At 53.6% G+C, this 19,090-nt stretch carries 18 protein-coding genes; 11 read left to right on the forward strand and 7 right to left on the reverse strand.

Annotated features, from left to right (window positions below; genetic code table 11):
* Positions 1-53 precede the first annotated feature (53 nt).
* Positions 54-809, reverse strand: a complete 756-nt coding sequence (locus VHE34_RS30830; RefSeq protein ID WP_325595408.1) for an SDR family oxidoreductase — start codon at positions 807-809, stop codon at positions 54-56.
* Between the two features lie 236 nt (positions 810-1,045).
* Here VHE34_RS30830 and VHE34_RS30835 point away from each other — a divergent pair, with 236 nt between their 5' ends.
* The 6 genes from VHE34_RS30835 to VHE34_RS30860 all read left to right on the forward strand — a co-directional run bounded on the left by VHE34_RS30835 (position 1,046) and on the right by VHE34_RS30860 (position 6,717).
* Positions 1,046-2,422: a sigma-54 dependent transcriptional regulator gene (locus VHE34_RS30835; protein ID WP_325595410.1), complete on the forward strand. Its 1,377-nt coding sequence runs from the start codon at positions 1,046-1,048 to the stop codon at positions 2,420-2,422.
* Between the two features lie 30 nt (positions 2,423-2,452).
* Positions 2,453-2,650 (forward strand): hypothetical protein, encoded by a 198-nt coding sequence (locus tag VHE34_RS30840; protein ID WP_325595412.1) that lies wholly within the window; start codon positions 2,453-2,455, stop codon positions 2,648-2,650.
* Positions 2,586-4,739 (forward strand): sensor histidine kinase, encoded by a 2,154-nt coding sequence (locus VHE34_RS30845; RefSeq protein WP_325595414.1) that lies wholly within the window; start codon positions 2,586-2,588, stop codon positions 4,737-4,739. The genes VHE34_RS30840 and VHE34_RS30845 overlap by 65 nt, the downstream gene beginning before the upstream one ends.
* 113 nt (positions 4,740-4,852) lie before the next feature.
* Positions 4,853-5,149, forward strand: coding sequence for an RNA-binding protein (locus VHE34_RS30850; protein ID WP_325595416.1), 297 nt, complete (start codon positions 4,853-4,855; stop codon positions 5,147-5,149).
* Positions 5,150-5,178: 29 nt separating this feature from the next.
* Positions 5,179-5,625, forward strand: a complete 447-nt coding sequence (locus VHE34_RS30855) for a cold shock domain-containing protein (protein ID WP_325595418.1) — start codon at positions 5,179-5,181, stop codon at positions 5,623-5,625.
* Between the two features lie 15 nt (positions 5,626-5,640).
* The gene (locus VHE34_RS30860; protein WP_325595421.1) at positions 5,641-6,717 is read left to right on the forward strand and encodes a ketoacyl-ACP synthase III; all 1,077 of its coding nucleotides are present in this window, start codon (positions 5,641-5,643) and stop codon (positions 6,715-6,717) included.
* A 4-nt stretch (positions 6,718-6,721) separates the two neighbouring features.
* Here VHE34_RS30860 and VHE34_RS30865 read toward each other — a convergent pair whose 3' ends face one another.
* The 6 genes from VHE34_RS30865 to VHE34_RS30890 all read right to left on the reverse strand — a co-directional run bounded on the left by VHE34_RS30865 (position 6,722) and on the right by VHE34_RS30890 (position 10,670).
* The gene (locus VHE34_RS30865) at positions 6,722-6,970 is read right to left on the reverse strand and encodes an RNA-binding protein (protein ID WP_325595423.1); all 249 of its coding nucleotides are present in this window, start codon (positions 6,968-6,970) and stop codon (positions 6,722-6,724) included.
* A 3-nt stretch (positions 6,971-6,973) separates the two neighbouring features.
* The gene (locus VHE34_RS30870) at positions 6,974-7,219 is read right to left on the reverse strand and encodes a short-chain dehydrogenase (RefSeq protein WP_325595424.1); all 246 of its coding nucleotides are present in this window, start codon (positions 7,217-7,219) and stop codon (positions 6,974-6,976) included.
* A 211-nt stretch (positions 7,220-7,430) separates the two neighbouring features.
* Positions 7,431-8,843 (reverse strand): amidohydrolase family protein, encoded by a 1,413-nt coding sequence (locus VHE34_RS30875; RefSeq protein ID WP_325595426.1) that lies wholly within the window; start codon positions 8,841-8,843, stop codon positions 7,431-7,433.
* Between the two features lie 63 nt (positions 8,844-8,906).
* Positions 8,907-9,419, reverse strand: a complete 513-nt coding sequence (locus tag VHE34_RS30880; RefSeq protein ID WP_325595428.1) for an SRPBCC family protein — start codon at positions 9,417-9,419, stop codon at positions 8,907-8,909.
* A 12-nt stretch (positions 9,420-9,431) separates the two neighbouring features.
* Positions 9,432-9,737, reverse strand: a complete 306-nt coding sequence (locus tag VHE34_RS30885; protein WP_325595430.1) for a metalloregulator ArsR/SmtB family transcription factor — start codon at positions 9,735-9,737, stop codon at positions 9,432-9,434.
* 87 nt (positions 9,738-9,824) lie between these two features.
* On the reverse strand, positions 9,825-10,670 hold the full coding sequence (locus tag VHE34_RS30890; RefSeq protein ID WP_325595432.1) for an alpha/beta hydrolase: 846 nt from the start codon (positions 10,668-10,670) through the stop codon (positions 9,825-9,827).
* Positions 10,671-10,860: 190 nt separating this feature from the next.
* Between VHE34_RS30890 and VHE34_RS30895 the strand changes: the two genes are divergently transcribed.
* The 5 genes from VHE34_RS30895 to VHE34_RS30915 all read left to right on the forward strand — a co-directional run bounded on the left by VHE34_RS30895 (position 10,861) and on the right by VHE34_RS30915 (position 19,079).
* Positions 10,861-11,778 (forward strand): NAD(P)/FAD-dependent oxidoreductase, encoded by a 918-nt coding sequence (locus VHE34_RS30895; protein ID WP_325595434.1) that lies wholly within the window; start codon positions 10,861-10,863, stop codon positions 11,776-11,778.
* A 91-nt stretch (positions 11,779-11,869) separates the two neighbouring features.
* Positions 11,870-14,341 carry an ABC transporter permease gene (locus VHE34_RS30900; protein WP_325595436.1) on the forward strand — a complete coding sequence of 824 codons (2,472 nt, stop codon included), beginning with the start codon at positions 11,870-11,872 and terminating at the stop codon, positions 14,339-14,341.
* Positions 14,342-14,401: 60 nt separating this feature from the next.
* Positions 14,402-14,971 (forward strand): RNA polymerase sigma-70 factor, encoded by a 570-nt coding sequence (locus tag VHE34_RS30905; protein WP_325595438.1) that lies wholly within the window; start codon positions 14,402-14,404, stop codon positions 14,969-14,971.
* A gap of 74 nt (positions 14,972-15,045) precedes the next feature.
* A complete protein-coding gene (locus tag VHE34_RS30910; protein ID WP_325595440.1) occupies positions 15,046-16,035 on the forward strand; it encodes a FecR family protein in 990 nt (329 codons plus the stop codon).
* On the forward strand, positions 16,032-19,079 hold the full coding sequence (locus VHE34_RS30915; RefSeq protein ID WP_325595442.1) for a SusC/RagA family TonB-linked outer membrane protein: 3,048 nt from the start codon (positions 16,032-16,034) through the stop codon (positions 19,077-19,079). The genes VHE34_RS30910 and VHE34_RS30915 overlap by 4 nt, the downstream gene beginning before the upstream one ends.
* Positions 19,080-19,090: the final 11 nt, after the last annotated feature.

Below are 19,090 nucleotides of genomic sequence, written 5' to 3' on the forward strand. Positions count from 1 at the left end.
CGGCAAACTGACACCCGTCATCTTCGTTTCGACAGATAGCAGGCCCTTTGCCGTTAGGCTTTTTTCATTTGGCCGGCCATCCATTTTTCAAAGTCGATAGCGCCCAGCTCCGCATGTCCCGCCGGAACCAGCGCCGAATGGCTGATCTCTCCGCCATAGTACTGGGGCCTGCCGTTCGCGATCACCCGGCGGGGATCGCCTAACCGTTGCAGATAACGCGTCACGATCTCATACATCTTGAATCGTTCAGGACCGGCGATCTCCACCCGGCCATTGACCGGCGCAGCCAGGGAAAAACTAGCCACAAAGGACGCCACGTCGTCGGAAGCGATCGGTTGAAAGTCTACATCGGAAAGATGCACTTCCTTTTCGGCCGTCGCCTGGTCGGCAATGCCGCCAAGGAATTCGAAGAATTGCGTGCTCCGGATTATCGTATACGGCCTTCCGGAGGAGGTTATCACGTCTTCCTGTGCTTTCTTCGCCCGCATATACCCGATATTTTGCATGAGGTCGACCCCGACGATAGACAGCGCCACATGGTGCTTCACCCCCGCGTTCGCCTCGGCGGCCAGAAGATTACGCCCTGACGTCTGAAAAAAATCCAGTACGGCCTTGTCCTCCCAGGACGGCGAGTTCGCCAGGTCGATGACAACATCCGTTTTATTCATGGCTTCCGCCAATCCTTCCCCGGTAATACTATTGATGCCGGTGTTCGGCGAACCGACAATGACCTCGTGACCGCGATTCCTGAGCTGTGCGACTACCTTCGTTCCGATAAGCCCGGATCCTCCAATGACTACGATCTTCATAATTTATTTTTTAGTGTGTGTAGGACAATCACAACCCGCATGCCGGATTATTAGATGATTCGTTTGCAGCATTTTAGTTTTCAAAAGCAACGGACAATTGTCGATATAGCAACAATTATTGAAATGATTTCGTCACTAAAGATTTGTGTAGGAGTGTTTTATGGTTTCTCAGCGAATGTGTAGTATTTTTAATGGCGGTTATCGCGAAATGAAACCCAATACAAACTCACTTCGAAGTGAAAGCGAAAATTCTCATAGTAGAAGATCAATTTATTGAGGCAAAAAGCCTTAATGTCATTCTCACCAGCGCGGGATATGCGGTTTGTTCCATCGCGCGCTCGGTCAACGCCGCATTGTCCATCATCGAACAGGAAAAGCCCGACCTGGTATTGGTGGATATTTTTCTCCAGGGCGAAGGCACCGGCATCCATCTGGGTCGCATACTAAGCGAAAGAAATCTGGCTTTCGTCTACCTGTCAGCGAATTCGAACCGGCAGATACTGGAACAGGCAAAGCCCACAAAGCCCTATGGCTTTATGGTGAAACCATTTCGCGCAAAGGATGTTCTGATAATGCTGGACGTAGCCTTGTATCTCCATGACCAGCGTTTCCCAAAGAAAACCGGGGACGACCCATCACAAAAGCCGGGACCGGTTGCCCTGGCTCCGGAATTTAGTAACATGGTCGGCAAGAGCCCAAAATTTATGGCCGCACTGCAGCAGGCTCAAATGGTCGGCCCCCAGGACACCTCGGTGCTGATACTGGGCGAAAGCGGTACGGGAAAAGAGGTCATCGCCCAGGCCATCCATAAACTCTCTGCGCGGCGCCATAGGCCGTTTGTCGTCGTCAACTGCGGCACGCTCCCGGCCAATCTGATCGAGTCCGATCTGTTCGGCCATGAAAAAGGTTCCTTTACAGGGGCCACCGCAAAGCGCGAAGGAAAATTTGAGCTGGCAGATGGAGGCACCATCTTCCTCGATGAGGTCGGCGAACTGCCCCTCGAATTGCAGGTAAAATTCCTGCGCGTCCTGCAGGAACGGGAAATCGAACCCATCGGCGGAAAACCCAAAACGATCAACGTCCGGATTTTGGCCGCCACCAATAAAGATCTGGAGGAGGAAGTCGCGGCCGGCCGGTTTCGCATCGATTTGTACTACCGGCTGAACGTCTTCCCATTAACCCTGCCGTCCCTGCGGGAAAGAAAAGAGGACATCCCGCTATTGGCCAATTATTTCCTGAGAAAGTACGGCAACGAGCAGGAAAGACCGACCCCGGTACTTTCGCCGGGAGCGCTGGATACATTGATGCAGTATCACTGGCCGGGGAATATCCGCGAATTGGAGAATACCATTCAGCGTAACCTGGTCATGGCAAAGACGGCCGTCATCGAGTCCATCGAGATCCCAAAAGGACTGGCATCCCCCACGGGCGGCAAGGATGGGTTTAAGACGATGATGGAGAATGAGCGGGACCACATCCTGGCCGTTTTGGAAAGCTGTAATTGGAAGGTATCGGGAAAGGGCGGTGCGGCTGAAATTCTCGATATCAATGTCAGCACCCTGAATTCAAGAATGAAGAAGTTGGGAATAGAGCGGAGGGTCAACTTTACTTAAGGAGGTCAAATGAAGGCAAAATATCCGCTTTTGATCGCTTTCGTAGTGCACATCGCGGCAGTTGTACCTTCCTTTGGCCAGGACGATCCGCGTCAACGCCTCCAGCTAAAACTGACCACCTCCTTTTTGTTCTTCAGCATGCAAGGGCAGCTCGACATGGACAGTGCCGCCATTATGGTCAGCGAAGCCGAACACTTGCCCTATTCACTCTATTACGACGAGGACTAATGTAAAAGGGCCCACGGGCAACATAAAACAGCTGCTGCAAAAAGGGAGTTATTTCTTATTCCGGTCGGGCGCCGGCAAAAAAGATCTCGACAGCGCCTTTGGTCTCTTACAAGCAGCCCGGCGGGAGGCGGAAGCGGCAAAAGATAGCTACTACCGGCACGCAGCGCTGGCAGCCCTGGGCAGATACTACTTGCAAAGCAACGACGCCCCAAACAGCGAACGATGTTTTACCGAAGCCGTGGAACTTGCCCGGAAGACGAATGATCGCGCTCTATTGTTCCGGGCATTGGCGAATCGCGGCACCTACGCCGGCTACAGGGATGCGGATAAAGAAAGCGATCTTCACGAGGCCCTGCAACTGTCCCGGCAGCTGCGCGACACGGTAGGGGAGATCGAGATGATGACGCGCATCTATGAAATAGACTTCGTATTCAGGAAGTTCGATACCGTGAAGAAGCAATTGCTTCAGGTCACGGAGTTGGAAAAGCGGATCGGCTTCAGGCACCTTCACTATAATTATGACGTTCTCGCCTATTTGGACTATACGACGGGGGACTATGCGAGTGTATTTGCGGATCTCAGAGCGGCCATCGCCACAATGGAGGCAAACCACGACCTCGCCTTTTCAAATTTTATCTATGGAGGGATGGCAAATATCTATGCCCGGTTTGATAACTACCCCAAGGCGTTGGAATGGCTGCTCAAAGCCCTCCGGCAGGAGCCGGAAAATAAAGAGAAAAGGCTTTGGTATCATCAATTGAGCGCGGTATGCCTGAATCTTTCAAAATTTGGCCATCCGCAACAGGCGCTTGACGCGGTTTTATCAACGATTCATGATTATCCGCCCGTTTCGGCGGACAACAGATTTCATATCGCTTATTTCCTGGGATATACGTATCACCGGCTGAACCAAAACGACTCTGCCGCGAAATATTATGCGATCATGCTTCCCCTGATGGATTCCATCCGGCACGATAAGGAGGGGGACGACAAGTTATTTACGTCCAATATGGACATGGCCACCTTCTATATGGACCTGGGCCACCCCGATCGGGCAAAAAAGTACTTTAAAAGGGCAAAGATATATACGGACTCGACCAATATCTTTCATGCAGGCCGGATCCATCTGATGCTATCCAGGATCGATTCGAGCGAAGGCGATCATCGCAGTGCGATGCGCGAGTATAAATTAGCGGAATTGGTGGACGACAGCATGTTCAACCTTCAAAAGATCAACCAATATACCGAACTGCAGATTCAATACGAAACGGAGGCGAAAAACAAGAATATCCAGCTCCTGGAGCAGAAGGACAAGGTGCAGCAGGCCACCTTGCGTCAGTCGGAGATCACAAAAGAGGTCACCCTCGCCGGCATTCTTGCCATGGTGATCATTACCGGGCTGGTCTATTTTCAATACCGGAACAAGCAAAAGGCGAACAGGGAGATCAATGAAAAGAACCTCGCGCTGGAGCAGTTGGTCAGGGACAAGGAATGGCTCGTCAAAGAGATCCATCACCGGGTGAAGAACAACTTTCACACCGTAGCCAGCCTGCTCGAGATCCAGTCCAGCTACCTGAAAAGCAAGGATGCATTGTCTGCCATAAAGGAAAGCCAGCACCGGATCCATTCCATGTCGATCATTCACCAGAAGTTGTACCAGTCCGACACCCTCTCCACCATTCATATGCCCGAATACATCTACGAGCTGGTGGAATATCTCCGGGAAAGCTATGGGATCCGGGGAAATATCACGTTCTCGCTGCAGATTGAACACATCGCACTCGATCACGCCTCCGCCATTACATTAGGCCTTATTCTGAACGAGGCGATCACCAATTCCATCAAATATGCATTTTCAGATTCCTCAGAGGGACAGATATCCGTCTCCCTTTCGCATATTTCCGATTCCCAGATCCTGCTGAGCATCGCCGACAATGGCCGCGGCCTCCCCACCGATTTCGAGTCCGGGATCGGTGCCACGATGGGGATGGAGCTATTGCAGGGCCTCACGGACGACCTGGGCGGTACCTTCAGTATCGAAACAAAGAACGGAACCCGGATAAAGGTGATCTTCGCAGTAAATCGGTGACAGGATCGGCAGTTCATTCTGTTTTATCAAAATATTGGCTATAATGCCGAAATTAAAGGGTACCTTTCCGTCCTGATATTTGCAATTTTCTTATCATTTTTAATAATTACTGCATGAATTTGTATGTTTCCAATCTTGGTTTCAATGTTCAGGATGACGACCTGAGGGAATTTTTTACGCCATACGGTGAAGTCGCCTCCGCCAGGATCATCACCGACAAGGCTACCGGACAGTCCCGCGGATTTGGTTTCGTCGAAATGAAGGACGAGGCGGCCGCAAAGAAGGCGATGGCGGAGCTGAACGACGCTACGGTCGAGGGGCGCAATATAAAAGTGGTCGAGGCGAGGCCCAGGGAAGAAAGACCCTCCCGCGGAAATAGCGGCGGCGGATCCAGGAACAACAGGTGGTAGAAGGCCACAAGTCAATCATACTGAAATCTATGGCGAGACCCAAAGGAACATCCGGTAAGCGGGAAAAGGAAAAGCAGCGTCAAAAGGAAAAACGCGAAAAACGCGAAAAAATGGAAGAACGTCGGGCCAACCAGTCCAAAGGGAAGCCTTTGGACGAGATGCTGGCCTATGTCGACGAGAACGGCAACATTACCTCTACTCCACCTGATCCTGGAAAGAGAAAACCGGTAAACGCGGAAGATATCGACATCGGCGTGCCAAAAAGGGACACATCGGAGGATCCGCTGAAAGAAGGCAAGATCGACTATTTTGACGGGAGCAAGGGCTTCGGCTTTATCCTTCAGGACAATGGTGAAAAGGTCTTCTTTCATATCAACCAGGCTACCTATCGCCCTGAGGAAGGTGATCGGGTTAATTTCACCGTGGAAAGAGGTCCGAAGGGCTGGAACGCCGTTGGCGTTACCAAGATACCCTGACTCGAATGAATAACTATGTATCGTTCAATCATAACGGGTTCCGGCGCTTATATCCCCGAACACATAATCCATAACAGCGATTTCCTGTCTCACGAATTTTATTCCCCGAACGGAGCGCCGGAAGAGAACACATCTGCCAGGATCATAGAGAAATTCGCAAAGATCACGGGTATCTTCGAGCGGCGATATGCCCCCGTCGGGCTCTCAGCATCGCACCTGGCCGCAAAAGCAGCCGAAAAGGCCATTTCTGACAGCGGCATTGATAAGGAAAAACTTGACCAGATCATCGTCGCCCATAACTTCGGCGACATGAAACGCGGTTCGGCATCTCCTGAATTAGTCCCATCCCTCGCATCGAGAGTAAAAAGACAATTGGGGATATCCAATCCCTCCTGTGTTCCCTATGACCTGGTATTTGGCTGTCCCGGCTGGCTGCAGGGTATGATACACGCGGACGCCTTCTTCAAAGCGGGAATGGCGAGAACGGCATTGATCATCGGCGCCGATACCCTTTCCCGCGTCCTCGATCCCAACGATCGGGACAGTATGATCTTTTCAGATGGCGCGGGGGCTATCGTGCTCAGCTATGAAGAAGTGAACGACGGGGCTCTTGGCCTTTTGTCGATGAACGTTCGCTCCGACTGCGGAGAGGAAACGGATTATATACACATGGGGAATCCGCTGCATCCCGAAAAATTTCCACACGCCCGGTATCTGAAAATGAAAGGACGTAAAGTATATGAATACGCATTACGCCACGTTCCCACGGCTATGAAAGACTGCCTGGACAAGTCTGGTCATCCTATCGAAAGCCTTAAAGCCATATTTATTCACCAGGCAAATGAAAAAATGGACGAAGCGATAGTGAAAGCGTTCTACGGCCTATATGGTATTGTCGAGCCGCCTCAAAATGTCATGCCCATGTGCATTCAGTGGTTAGGCAATAGTTCGGTCGCCACTATCCCGACATTATTCGACCTCGTAAGGAAATCAGCCCTGCCCGGATGTGAGTTGAAAAAAGGCGATCTCATTCTATTTGCTTCGGTTGGCGCCGGCATGAACATTAACGCCGTATGTTACGGCTACCGCTAAATCCTCAAAAAAGACCCGAGGGAAGCTCGCTTACAGAAATGATCTTTCCATCGAGGACCGTCTGGTCAAGAGAAACTATCGCCTGCCTGGCTTGCGCCAATACCGGCATGCATACCTCTCCACTCTTTAACGATCGGCCATTCAATGAGTTTCTATGCACCTTTGCATAATCGACATTGCCATATTGAAAGAACAATCTCCTTAGTTCCGAGTCGGTCGTATTCAGGCTGATATTGGAGACCTTGATAGTCATTTCTTAACCATTAGAGGCAATCTTGACGAATTCCTGGCCATTGAAGATGCGGGATAGGTTGACATCCTTCGATTGCCGGTATTCCTGCATTTTGTTCACCGAAACGATACGCCAGAAATTCTTTTTCTTCAATTCCAAAAAATCCGGCGCCCGGATAAACAGGCCCTCTACCGTTCTCGCCTTGAGCGTGATCTTCGAGGAATACTCCGGGTGGTTGCCAATGAATCGCTCTATCTGCTCGATGGTCATAAGAAAATAAATAATAGATAAAAATGTTGCGAAGGCAAGAAAATAACCCTGTAATGTACGCTTTATTGGCGAATATTAATTTTATATTTTGCCATCTCCCGCTCCCAGGCCAAGCACATGACTCACTTTATGACCCTGCATGCGCTGAAATCCCAGCTGCTCATAGAACCCTGCGGCAACCGGATTGTCAGTAAATAGACGAAGAAGATAATCAGAATTTCCCTACCTGCCCCTTCACGTTATCGAAAAGTTTCTTCGAATCAAAAGCGACCCCTTTCTTGAACACCCATTGGACCCGGCGGATATTCGTGATATCCCTGGAAATATCCCCGTCGACGACGACCAGATCTGCTCGTTTTCCCACCTGCACCGACCCGATCGTGTTTTCCATCCCCAGCGCCTTGGCTCCATTATAGGTCGCGATCCGGATCGCCTGCAGAGGGGTGAAACCGGCTTTTACCAGCAGCTCGATGGTCGTCTGGCTGCCATAGCCCGCCAACACGCCGCCGTTGCCGGTCGGGTCCGTACCCGCGGTCAGCAGACCGCCCGCATCGGAAAATTGCTTTTCCATCCGCATTTCCTTTTCCATCTGTCCCTCACCGCCCGGACTCCTCATTTTGGTATAATATTTCAGGAACATCTCGCGCGTATCCGGCGCCATCGCCTCCAATACCTCCGGCCGGTAAAGCGTATCGCCGGGCATATACGATTGAAAAACGGCCAGTGTAGAGGTGACGATGATCTTATGGCTGACCAGGTAGGCGATAAGCTGCTTCACGGCCGGTGAATCGGCGCCCACCGTTGCCAGCAGGTCCGCGGCGGCCGGACATTGGTTCTCCTTTTTTCCCGGAACGAAGTCGGTAGCGGCGAAGAAGCCATGCTCCAACTGGTCGATGCCCAGCTCGGCGGCCTCGCGGTAGGTGACGGCACAAAGATGGCCGGTGACTTTCAGCCCGCGGGCATGTGCGGCATCGATGGCCGCCTTGAGCGTCGGTTTGTCGAGCATCATATACGCCTTGAACGACGTGAAGCCCTCGTCCGCCCAGAAGTTGACAAAAGCCTTCGCCTCTTCCGGTCCGCTGAGTTCATGGATCTGCGGCGCAAAACCTCCTTTGTTTTCCATATAGGGCGCCGTGATATCCATTGAGGGACCGGCGATCCTTCCCCCATCGATATCCCGCTTCAGCGCCAGATCGGAAAAGGGTTCGATGCTTCCCGCGGTACGCACTGTCGTCGCCCCGCAGGCCAGGTACAGCTTGGGAAACGTGACGGGCAACTGCTTGAAATGGACATAGAATGGGTCCATGCTATACGCCGGGTAATACATGTGTTCGTGCATCAGCACCAGGCCGGGCAGCAGCGATTTACCCGTGCAATCCACCACCCGGGCTCCCTCCGGGATAGTAGTGCCGGCTGAGGCCCCGATTGCGGTGATGACCCCGCCGCGGAGGATGACGGTCTGATCCGGCACCGCCTTCACCGCGATGACGTCGGCGAGCGTACAATGCGTCAGCGCGATCACCGAGTCGCCAAAAGCAATAAACGGGCGGAGCGGCGAAGAGGCCGGCTGGGCAAGACCCGCCAGGGGCAGGTACAGACCGATACAAAGAAGCAATCGTTTCATAATAGAGTGTTTTATCGAGAAGGCATTTAGGCAGGTAGCAAAGACGCAAGGAGGCGGGTGTCATCAGATGGCATTGGCCGCAAGCAGCTCTTCGAGGTTGTTGAACACCGCCGCGGTACCCTCGAGCATTCCCGATCCGGCCATCTTTTCGAGATCGCTTTCGTTCTCGAATTTTATCGTTATACTGACCACTGTACCCGTCGCGCTGACCGCGAATTCTGTAAGTCTCTGCATAGAAGGGAGGCCGCCCGTAAATTGGGCATTTTCATCGCTGGGCCCGCCGGTGGTAGTAATGGCGCGCTGCGGGTCGATCGTTAGATAGTCCACCCTCCACCAATACCGCGTACCGGCCTGGTCGAACATGAAAAAATGCCAAATGCCGCCGGGTTTGAAGTCGAGGGTCTTCGTCTCGATTCCCCAGGGTTTGGGCGCCCACCATTTGTCCAGTATCTCCCGCTGGGTGAAGGCCCGCCAGATCTTCTCCAGCGGCGCATCGAACGCGCGGGTGACGACGATCTTTTTTCCGGACAGGTCCTTGGTAATTTCGGCTTCGTGCTTCATAATGGCTTGTTTCATAATTAGTTAATTTTATAGATCGGGCAATAGATCGTCCAATTGGCTGAAGCTTTGCTCAAACTGTTGGCGTATCTGTTCCAACCATTGATCCACCTCTTTCATTTTTGTTGGATTGAAGTGATAATAGATCTCCCGGCCGTCGCGCCGCTGCTGGACGGCCTCGCATTCGGCGAGGACCTGTATATGTTGCGAAACAGCCTGGCGGGTCGTTTTGAAGTGCTCGGCGATGGCATTGGGAGTCATCGCCTGCGAAGCCAGCAGAATGAGAATGCTCCTGCGCGTAGGGTCTGCTATGGCGTGGAAAATGTCGCGACGCATATAATCTGCAATTATTTGCTTGCAAATATATGCGCAAGTATCCACTTGCGCAAGTTTTTTCCAAGTTTTCTGCCCCGCAGCCGCCGATTACTTTAAAAAGCCGTTCAGATAACCCAATATCACATCCGTCTGCATCATCACGCTCACATGGCTCTGCGAAGGAACAATAGCTAATTGTGATTTCGGCATCGGCGCCAGATCGGCAGAGATACCACCCCCCAGCAGCTGATAGGTTTTTGCCAGCTCGATCTTATCCAGTCCGTCATTGTCGCCGGAAATAAGTAATACCGGCGCAGTGATCTTCGCAACGTTGGCATCGCCCATATCGAATGGCTCCTTGATAAAAGCAATCATCTGCTCCAGGAATTTTGTCCATTTCGTTTTGTCAGGCGCTGCGGCTTCGTAGGCCTCTTTCAAAGGAGAATTCACCAAAAATTCCGTCTTCATACCTTTAAACGCATCCCTTGTCTGGGCCGTCCAGCCGGTACTTTTGTAGGTAGAAGAAATGATCACCAGTTTGGTTATCCTTTTGGGGCTCCGTATGGCCAGCTGATACGCCACGGATCCCCCCATGCTGTATCCAACGACATCCGCGCTGTCGACCTTTAAATGATCCATCACTCCCTCCACATCGCTGGCGAAAGTAGCCAGGTCAAATTTTCTGTCCGAATAGGCGGTGTGGCCATGCCCCTGCATCTCAATGGCAATTACCTTTCGTGTTTTTGACAATTCAGGGATCAATTGCCCCCAGTTCATGGCAATGGACATAAAAGCCCCATGAAGTAAGACAAGCGGCCTCCCCTGGCCATATACTTCGTAATACAAGTTGATGCCGTTGACAGGTATATACCCACTCTCTCTGGCCTGACTCTGCTGTCCGTACGACTGGGAAACGGTAAAAAGCACCAGGACGATGAATAATACTCTTTTCATAAAACGTTGTTTAGGTCGGTTAGAATTTTAATGACCGTACAAAGAAAAAAAATAGTTCAGGATTTCATGCTGTGTAAAAGCGACAATGCAACGGGAGGATCACGACAAAGTGAGAAAACCATAAATGCAACAAGGTTGCAAATAAATCCCTACTTTTGTACCCGGATCATCCATTAAAAAAGCATTTCAAATGACATCAGGAAGTTCTTTCGAAGTAATTATCATCGGCGGAAGCTACGCGGGACTGTCCGCCGCGATGGCGCTCGGCCGCTCGCTGCGCAAAGTATTGGTGATCGATAGCGGCCTGCCTTGCAACCGCTATACCCCCCATTCCCAAAACTTTCTTACCCAGGACGGCGCCGTTCCGGCCGGCATCGCGGCCCTCGGCAAGGATCAGGTGATGCGTTACGACACCGTACAGTTCGTCAATGGCCTGGCGACCGCTGCGCAAAACGTCGAAGACGGCTTCGAAATACTATTGCAAACCGGCGAACGATACCAGGCCACAAAACTGATGATCGCAACAGGCCTCAAGGACCTCTTCCCGCCGGTCAAAGGCTTCGCCGACTGCTGGGGCAAGTCGGTCATCCATTGCCCCTATTGCCATGGTTACGAATATCGCGGTAAGAACACGGCTATATTGGCAAACGGCGACAGGGCCTTCCACCTGGCCGGTCTCATCAGCAATCTCACCAACGGCCATCGAACGATCCTGACCAACGGTGAGCCGGCTTTTACAAAAGACCAATCGGACAAATTGCGGCATGCGGGTATCCCCATAATGGACCGAACGCTCTCGGAGATAGTGCATCGGAACGGCGTGATCGACAGGGTATTATTTGCCGATGGAACGACATTGAACCTGGACGTGATGTATGCCGCCATCCCCTTCGAACAACATTGCCCCATCCCCGCATCCCTGGGTTGCGAAATGACCGCAACCGGCCACATTAAGATCGACGAAATGCAAAAGACGACCATCCCCGGCGTCTTTGCGGGCGGGGACAATTCCTCCCCCTTGCGGTCGGTCGCCAATGCCGTTGCCGCGGGCAATCGGGCCGGCGCCATGATCAATGCAGAGTTGGTGAATGAGCGCTTCGGAAAATAGGCCGATCTCATAAAATACCGGTAAATTAATTATGGATTCGCCCCGCGTTGTGATCACATGGGATCACATCACCTCCATTTAATACGGTATTATGTTTAAAAGCTATTGGACGCTGGCTTGGCGCACCCTGGTCCGCAACAAGCTATACACCCTGGTCAATGTCCTCGGATTGGCCTTGGGCATTTGTGTTTGTTTGGTCATTTATTTGATCGCCGGCTACGAACTTAGTTTTGATACCTTTCATCCCGACCGGGACCGCATCTTTTGCGTGGATGCGGGGATGCGCAGCTTCCATTGGAATTGCGTACCCGGTCCTATGCCGGACGCCATGCGCCGGGAAATGACCGGCTTTCAGACCGTGGCCGCCTTCCAGACCTATGCCGCCGGCGTGACGATACCCGGCGACCACAACGAACGCCCGAAGAGCTTCGCCGACGACGCCAGCCTCGCGATCGCGGAGCCACAATATTTCGACATCTTCCGCTACCGCTGGTTGAGCGGGAATGCCGCGACCTCCCTGGCCATGCCCAATTCGGTCGTGCTGACCGCAAGAAAGGCCAGGGAATACTTTGACGATCAGGACCCGGATAGCATCATCGGCCGGACCATCGTTTACAGGGATTCGCTGGTGACCACGGTAACAGGGATCGTCGCCGATTGGCCGGGCAACAGCGATTTTAATTTTAAGCAATGGATCTCCTATACAACGATCCCTGTAAGTTTCCTGAAGAATGAGATACCCCTGGACAAGTGGAACGAAATGAATCGTTCCAGCCAGGTTATGATCAAACTTGCAAAGGGGGTCAGGCCTTCGCAGATCGATGCGCAATTTACCTCCTTTATCAAGCGGCACGCCGGCACCCTCCCGGCATTCACCGCCCGGTTGCAACCGCTGTCGGGCATTCATTTTCATCAGGAATATGGCGGTACAGGCAGAAAGGCCAGCCTGCCGGTCTTATACACCCTCATGGCCGTGGCAGGCTTTATCCTCATGCTTGCCATTATCAATTTTGTCAATTTGTCGACGGCGCAATCCATGCAAAGAGCGCGGGAGATCGGTGTCCGAAAGGTGATGGGGAGCAGCAGGGCCGGCATCGCCGTGCAATTTTTTACCGAGACCCTCCTCGTGACGGTAGCCGCAGTCGCTCTTGCCGCACTGATGGTAAGGCCCGTGTTTGGGCTGTTCGCCGATCTGATCCCATCGGGAGTTCATTTTCGGTTGAATGGTGCGACGCTGGTATTTTTATTGTTGGTGATCACGGCGACCACCTTTCTTGCTGGCTTCTATCCCGCAAAGCTGCTGGGCAACTATCAGCCCACCGTTACCCTGAAGGGGATTACTGCCTTGCCGGGCGGCGGAAAAGGCGCATTGCGCAAGGGACTTATCGTCTTCCAATTTACCATCTCGCTGTTGTTTATCATATCGTCCCTCGTCATCGGTTCGCAGCTGCGATACGCCCTGCATGCGAAACTGGGTTTCAACACCGATGCCGTCCTCACGCTCAGCCCTCCGCGTGACAACAGGCCGGCCATCATGGCTTTCCATTCGGACAAGGATAGGGGCCGGCAACAGGCCGTGGTAGAGACGGGCAACATAGCGGTAATGGCGGACAAGATCCGGCAACTGGCAGGCGTAAGACAGGTGATCAGGGAGTTCAGGCCGCCCATTGGCCTGATGCATTCGAGTTTTGGCGGCGGCGGGCTGAAGAACAGCCATGAGCAGCCAACCGAAATATCCTTCCATTTCGGGGGCGAAGATTACGTCCCTTTTTATGGGATGAAGCTGGTCGCCGGGCGAAATTTCCTTCCGGGCGATAGTACCAGGGAACTGCTGATCACGGAGACCTGTGCCCGTGCATTGGGTTTTGCCGATGTGAGCAAGGTCATTGGCCGGGAAGTGATGGTCAGTCCGTTCGATTCGTACCCCGTAGTGGGAGTGGTGGCCGATTTTTACGAAAACTCTTTTCATCGCGCGACCTCGCCGGTCGTGATCCAACACGATCCCGCCAGAGAGACCGCCATCGCCGTCAGGATCGCCACAAAGGGCATAACCGCCGGCGACCTGAAGAACCTCATCTCCGTCATCGAAAAGGACTGGAAGACCGTCTTCCCCCGGGCGCCGTTTGACTATTCTTTCCTCGACGACAGCATCGCCAATATGTATGCGGACGACCTTCGGACCCTACGTTTGACCAATACCGCGATGGCCATCACCGTTTTCATCTCCTGCCTCGGCCTCCTCGGCCTGGCCATTTTCTCCACGGAACGGCGCACCCGCGAGATCGGCATCCGCAAGGTACTGGGCGCCACCGTTTCCGGCATCATGCTCCTTTTATGCAAAGAGATCGTTTGGCTCATCCTCCTCGCCCTGTTGATCGCCACGCCCCTGGCGGCGTACTTTATGCACGGCTGGCTCCAAAGCTTCGCCTACCGGACGCCCCTCAGCGCCTTGTCGTTTGTCGCGGCGGGCGCCGCAGCCATCGGGATAGCGCTTCTCACGGTCGGCTTCCAGGCGATGAAAGCCGCCCTGGCCGATCCGGTGAAGTCATTGCGTACCGAATGACGCGATGGTAATATTCAGTTCACATATCCTGCCTATTTTGCACGCCGAAATCCGTGATAAATGAAGATGGATATTCAGAACCAGATCAACTGCTGGCTGCAAAACGACGAAAAGGCATTCGAAAAGGTATTTCATTACTATTACCCCCGGCTCTTTCGCTACGCACTCCGCTATATAAAAGATGAATTCTGGGCAGAAGAACTGGCCATGGATGTATTGGCCCGCATCTGGGAGAAGAAGTCGGCTATTACCGCCGCTGAAACATTTGAGAATTACCTCTTTACAGCAACCCGCAACCACCTTGTCAATCGCTGGCAGCGGAAGATCGACGGCCTGCTTTCCCTGGAAACCCTGCCGGCCGGTGTCGCAGATAGCAAAAGCAAAGACGCCTCCTCTCAGTATGACCCCGTTCTTTCCAAAGAGTTGGAGACCGTCTATCACAACAGCGTCTCCGAGCTGCCGCCCCAACGCCGCCTCATCTTTTTGCTCCACCGTAATGAACACCTCAGCTACAAAGAGATCGCCCGGAAACTCGACATCTCCCCCAAGACAGTGGAGAACCATATCGGGGCCGCGCTGAAACAGCTCCGGGTAGCGATGCTTCAATACCTTACCTCAATTATCCTGTAGCTCCGTATTAAATAAATGTTACCACTGGGGGTTTGGCCGCCAAGCCGTGTATGAACATATAGAAAAGCATATCTATGGCCCCGAAAGAAGTCGATCGGCAATTATTACTCGATTACCTGGAAGGAAACTGTTCCCGGAACCAGTTGCTGCAGATAAGGGAATTCCTCCACGATGAAGCCTATAGAGATAGCCTGGATAAATTCATGCAGGAGGAATGGGAGACCCTGGACGGCCGGCAGTTCCCACCGCTTCCCGGCATGGAAGGCCGGTACAGGAAATTTCGCGCTGCCTATAGTACACCCAAACACAGGACGCCCCCACGCATCATCCGCCGGATGACAGCCACTGCCGCGGTCATCCTATTGGCTGCGATCAGCCTCCGGCTGCTTCTTCCCCGGCTCTCCGGCCCGCAGGACCGTAGCGCCGCTACCCAATGGCTTTCCTGGCACAACGATCCCGGTCATCGCCGCGAGATCGCCCTGCCCGACAGCACCCGCGTCTACCTGGGACCTGCCGGTACACTCCGCTATGACCGGAAGGACGGCCACGACCGCCTCGTTCAACTCGAAGGAGAAGCCTACTTCGTCGTGAGACACGATCAGCGCCGGCCATTTACCGTCGTTACCGGCGCTCTTTCCACCCGGGATATCGGCACCGAGTTCAATGTTCGCTACTACCCCGGTGAGGCGACCATCGCAATAGCAGTAGCCAGCGGCAAAGTCCAGGTGCTGAACGCAACGACACCCGCCACATCCCTCGCCCCCGGCCAGATCCTCCAATACGACACCCTAACCCGAAACTCCGCGATAACCGACCTCGACCCCTCATCCATCGGCGCCTGGCGCAATGGCATCCTCACCTTCCACCGGCAACCCCTCAAAGAAGTAACCGAAGAATTGGAACGCTACTATGGAGTCCGGTTCCGATACAGCAACCCGTCCGAAGAGAACATCCTCATCACCACCCAGCTCGCCAACAAAAACCTTACCGATGCCCTCGACATCCTCGCCCTCACGGCAGGCGTTCACTTCACCCCCGGGCCTAACCGCATCCTCATAAAATGAAAAAATGGCTCTTCATATGGATTGTGTTAGCCGCAAACCAGGGTCTCTATGCCCAGGATAGCGGCAAAAAAGCAACCGTCCGTTTCCGGCACGCCAATCTCCGTCAGGCCTTTGCCCAACTCGAAAAAACCTATGGCCTGTATTTCTCCTACAACGAGAACAATCTCGCGCTGTATGGTAAAGAGATCGATTTCCAGCTAAAAGACGTCACGGCCAGCCAGGTCCTCGACAAGATATTCGCCAACAGCCCATTGAACTGGTCGTTCAAAGGAAACCTGGTCGTGCTTACCGCCGATCCCAACTATCAAAAGAAACCCGGCAGCTCTCACGCAGTTGCCGAAACACCCGCAGACACCATCACCGATACCCTGTACAAGGCCGGGGCCGACCTGGGCGAAGTCGTCGTCGTCGGCTATGGCCGCCAGTCACGCAAGCTGCTCACCAGCGCAATCAGCACCGTCCAAAGTTCGGAGTTCAACAAGGGCAATTTCAACAGCCCCGCACAACTGCTCCAGGGCAAAGTGGCAGGTCTCACCATTGCCCGCTCGGGTGACCCAAACGGCGCCCCGTCGATAATCCTTCGTGGCCCCTCCACCCTGCGCCCCGGCCCTGCACAGGAACCCTTCTATGTCATCGACGAAGTACCCGGCGCTGATATCCGCCTGGTATCGCCGGACGACATCTCCGCCATCGAAGTACTGAAAGACGCTTCGGCGACCGCGATCTATGGCACAAGGGCCTCCAATGGGGTGATCATGATCACGACAAAAAAGGCCCGCCAGGCGCAGACCCTGGTCAGCGTCAACAACTATGCCTCGGTGGAAAAGGTGGCCCGAAAGATCCGTATGATGACTGCCGGCCAACTCAAAGCCTACCTCGCAAGGAACAGCCTCGCCCTCGATCCCTCCGACGACCAGGGCGCCAATACCGACTGGCAGCAAGCCGTCACCCAAACCGCCCTGTCCCATAATCAACACGTTTCCCTCAGCGGCGGCTCGAACAACCTCACCTACAATGCCTCGGTCAATTACTTCGACAGCAAGGGGATACTGCGCAATACCGGTCTCAACCGGCTTATCGGCCGCGCCGGCGTCGAACAACGTGTCCTAAACAACCATCTGAAGCTGGGGATATCCGTCAGCACGGCCGCCACCAATTCCTATCTGCTGCCTGACCAGCCCATCATTCTATACAATATGCTCCGCTATCTTCCGACCGTGCCCGTATATAAGGCGGACGGAACATACACGGAAAATCTCCAGCGGGTGCAATACTACAACCCCGTTTCGCTACAGAACAACGCCTGGCAGAATTTGAAGAATAAGACCACGCTCCTCAACGGAACGGCCCGGCTCATCCTCCCCCTCGGCTTCAAATACGATGTCAACCTCACCTCCCAGGTCGGGCAGGACAATAGCGGAACCTACTACACCAGCCAGTATGCCCTCAAGACAGGCACAAACGGCCAGGCCTATCGATCTTCCTATGAGAGCTCGAAGAAAATGATCGAGACCTTCCTCACCTTTGCCAGGCGAAGAGGCGACCACGACGTCAACGTACTGGGGGGGTACAGCTGGCAGGAAGACGTGACCGGCGATGGCTTCCAGGCAAGCAACCAGGACTTCCCTACCGACGCCCTCGGCTACACCAACATCGGCCTCGGCAGCCCCGCCGGCAATTACCGCAACGACTGGGGTGTCAATCAATATCAGAAACTCCGGCTGATCTCCTTCTACACCCGCGCAAAGTACAGCTACAAGGACCGATACCTGCTGCAGCTCTCGCTGCGCCGCGACGCTTCCTCCGCCTTCGGCGTCAACAATCGCTGGGCTACCTTCCCCGCCGCCTCCTTCGCCTGGCGCGCCATCGACGAATCCTTCCTCAAATACCAATCCCTGTTCAGCGACCTGAAAGCACGCATCAGCTATGGGGTCACCGGGAACTCCCTCGGCTTCGATCCGCTCATCTCGAAAGTTCAATACAGCTCCGTCGGGGCGTTCTATTACAACGGAAACTTCGTCAACGCCATCGGCCCCTCTCAAAATGCCAACCCCGATCTCAAATGGGAAAAGACGGCCATGTTCAACACCGGTGTCGAACTCGCCCTGCTAAAAGGCCGGATCAAAGCCGGCATTGAATACTATAACAAACTCACCAGCAATCTCATCTGGTATTACCCCGTTTCTACGATCCGGTATTTTGTGTCCACCTATACCGCCAATGTCGGTTCCATTTCCAATAAAGGGTTCGAACTCACCGTCGACGCCACACCGGTCAAAGGCGCGTCCTTCCAGTGGGCGACCTTTCTCAGCCTCGCGCATAATGACAACAAATTGGTCTCCCTGTCCAACAACATCTTCAAGCTCGACTCCATCTTCGAGGCTTCTCCCGGCGGTCAGGGTCAGACAGGTTCCTATGTACAGATCATCAAGTCCGGCAAACCCGTGGGGCAGTTCTTCACCTTCAGCTATGCCGGCAAGAATGCGGCCGGTGTCTCCCAATTCTACGATGCGACCGGCAAGATCACCCTCGCACCCAGGAATTTCGTGGACTACCACTATGCTGGCAATGCACAGCCGAAAGTACAGCTCAGTTGGGGCAACAACCTCGCCTGGAAAGGCTTTGATTGCAACATCTTCGTAAGGGCCTTCCTCGGAGCCAGGGTCATGAATGCCACCCTGGCCGATCTCAATCGCCCCGACGAGGTCACCAACTACAATCTGCCGGTGTTCTCTGCCAACGAATCGTCCAGGGACATCAGCGCCTATATCTATTCCAACCGCTACGTGGAAAACGCCTCCTATTGGCGTCTCGACAATATAACGCTGGGATATACCTTCTCGTCCTTTTTTAAAGGGATGCGCAGCCTGCGCCTCTATGTAGCCGGTAACAACCTGGCCATTATTACCAGGTATCGCGGCATCGACCCCGAGGTATCGCTCAGCGGCCTTACCCCACCCGCCGGCCTTACGCCGGGCGTCGACAACAAGGATTATTATCCCCGCACCCGGGCCTTCCTGGTCGGCCTGGACCTTGACTTTTAAACAACGCACAA

The sequence above is a fragment of the Puia sp. genome, assembly GCF_035546395.1.
Lineage (GTDB): Bacteria > Bacteroidota > Bacteroidia > Chitinophagales > Chitinophagaceae > Puia.